We start from the raw sequence: 2,449 nt of genomic DNA, 5'->3' as shown, positions 1-2,449 counted from the left end.
CTCGGCGGTGGGCTGGTCGAAGATGGTGCGTACCAGGGTCGCCACCCACGGCTGCGCCGACTTCGGCACCGTGGTGAGCAGGTTGCGCAGGTAGTCGAAGCCGTAAGGAATCAACTTGTCGTGTCGCGGCTTGGTACTGCGGCGAGGAGGTCGGCGGCGGTGCGGTAGCGGGTGGGTGCTCGGTCTGGGGTGCGGCCCTCTTGTTGGAGGAGGGGGCGGGTTTCGCGGATGACGTTGCCGATGGCGGATCGGCTGACGTCGCCGAGGGCATCGGCGAGGACGTCGATCGTGCAGAGTTTCCGCTGGTAGAGGATGGTGAGCAGGACGCGTTCACTATTGCTGATCTTCTGGGGGAAGATGCCGCCCCGGGCTCCGGGCTGGCGGGGGCCGCCACGGCGTTGGTAGCCGAGGCGCTCGTTTTGAGCTGTTTGCCGGGCGGCGAGCTGCTTGATGAGGTGATCGAGTTCGGTGCGGGGCAGCCCGGTCAGGGCCGGGTCAGACAGCCGTTCCATGATCGTGGTTCGTGCGGGTTGCAGGTTGCTGTCCAGGAAGGCGAGCAGCGCAGCGGAGGTGCCGAAACGAACCGGTGTGACGCCGGGGTGGTAGCTGTCGTCTTCCAGCACCCGGCGGGTCTCTCGGACGAGGTCGCTGATACAGACGTCGGTGACTTCCAGCAGGTCGGCCAGCACTTTCATGGAGCAGACCTGACGCTGATAGAGGAGTGTGAGCAGGAGTCGTGCGGCGTCGTCGAACAGGGGTGTGACGCGGAGTCTGCCGGTGGCGCGGCGGGCTCGTCCGCTGCGTTGCTCGCTGTGTCGTTCCTGGGTGCGGGCGGCCTGGGCGGGGGCGAGCCGGGCGGCCAGTCGTTCGAGTTGCGTGGTGTTCAGGCCGGTCAGCCGTGGGTCGGCCAGGCATTGAAGCATGGCTTGACGGCGTTGGGCGAGACCGTTCGCCTCGCCGGCAGCCGTGGCCGCAGTGGTCTCGGTGGCGGACTGGGGGTGGAGGGTGTAGTTCCAGGTGCCGTGAACGGGGTGCCGTTCGAGCGGCAGCGCGGCAAAGCGTTCCTTGCTGATCGCGACGCCGATGGGGTAGTCGCCGGGGTCCAGGGTGGCCTGGACGCGCAGCCCGCCGCTGGTGCGGGTCGCCGCAATCGTCTGGACAACTACTTCGTGACTGGTCAGGGGCCTGCCTCGCCAGTTGAAGGTGATATGGGAGAACAACCGGTGTTCGATCTTGTTCCACTTGGAGGTGCCGGGCGGGAAGTGACAGACCGTGATCGATAGGCCGGTCTCGGCTGCCAGCGCGGCCAGTTCGCTCTTCCAGACGCGGTAGCGGTGGCCGTTGGAGCCGCCCGAGTCCGCGGTGATCAACAGCCGAGTTGCGTCGGGGTAGTCAAGGCTGCCGCGCACCTTCCACCAACGGCGGATGGACTCGACCGCGAAGACAGGGGTGTCGTGGTCGACGCCGACGTTCACCCAGCCGGTGTTGGCGGTGATGTCGTAGATCCCGTACGGGATCGCCTGCTCCACGTCCGGGCCGGTGAAGAAGAAGTGGTGGTCCTCGACCCGCACCGGATCGCCCTTGGGCCGCCATTCCCGCCCGGCCATCGGCAGCCGGCCGAGCTGCTCGCGTTTCTTGGTATCCACGCTGATCACCGGCTGGCGGTCGACCTGATGCTGTTTGACCTGCTCGTTGATATAGCGGAACTGGGCGTCCCGGTCGGGATGCTGGGTGCCCTCGAGCATCTTGGCGTTCGCCTGGAGACTGAAACCGGCCTCCCGCAGCAGACGCCCGACCGTCGGAGCGGAGACCGGGTGCCCTTGGCGGGTCAGCTCTGCGGCCAGATGCCGCAGAGACTTCGTCGTCCACCGCAACGGCGACTCAGGATCACCCCGCTCCTCGGGTTCGACCAGCGCCAATAACGCTGGTATGAGGCCCGGATCCAGGTCCTCAGCGTTCTTGCGGCCACCGCCCTCCATCCGCACCCGTCCCTCCGGAAACGGGTCCTGCCCCTCCTCCAGCTCAAACACGCCCCGGCGGACGGTCGTCTCGCTCACCCCGGCCAGCCGCGCCACCGCCCGGACTCCGCCATGTCCGAGCAGGCGGGCCTCCGCGGCCAACAGCAACCGCCGCTGCCGCTCGTTCAGATGCGGCAACAGCACCTCGAACTTCAACGCCAGCTGCTCCAGCACCTCGGACAAGATCGCCGTAGCAGCACATCAAACCCCAAACCAGGAATCGTCGTGTTATTTCCTTACGGCTTCAGTGGGTGCGACAGCGCTGCCAGGAGGCGCCTGGCAGGGTCGCGCCGATCGCGCCGACCAGCCCGGCGTGGGCGTCGGAGATGACCAGCCGCACCCCGCCCAGCCCGCGGGCGACCAGGCCGCGCAGGAACGCCAGCCAGCCGGCGCCGTCCTCGGCCGAGGTGACCTCCAACCCGAGGATCTCG

The 2,449-nt window shown here is 67.7% G+C and carries 1 protein-coding gene and 1 pseudogene; both read right to left on the bottom strand.

The window, feature by feature from the left end:
- Positions 1 to 110: 110 nt before the first annotated feature.
- Positions 111 to 2,201, bottom strand: a complete 2,091-nt coding sequence (locus ACIN94_RS32715) for an ISAzo13 family transposase (RefSeq protein WP_400714890.1) — start codon at positions 2,199 to 2,201, stop codon at positions 111 to 113.
- A 64-nt stretch (positions 2,202 to 2,265) separates the two neighbouring features.
- Positions 2,266 to 2,449: pseudogene (locus tag ACIN94_RS32710) on the bottom strand (transposase); the annotation flags it as partial.

Source organism: Streptosporangium sp. NPDC087985 (assembly GCF_044741965.1).
In the GTDB taxonomy this organism is placed as follows: Bacteria; Actinomycetota; Actinomycetes; order Streptosporangiales; family Streptosporangiaceae; genus Streptosporangium.
The sequence above is the reverse complement of the archived record's forward strand: the minus strand, read 5'-3'. Positions and strand labels throughout refer to the sequence as shown.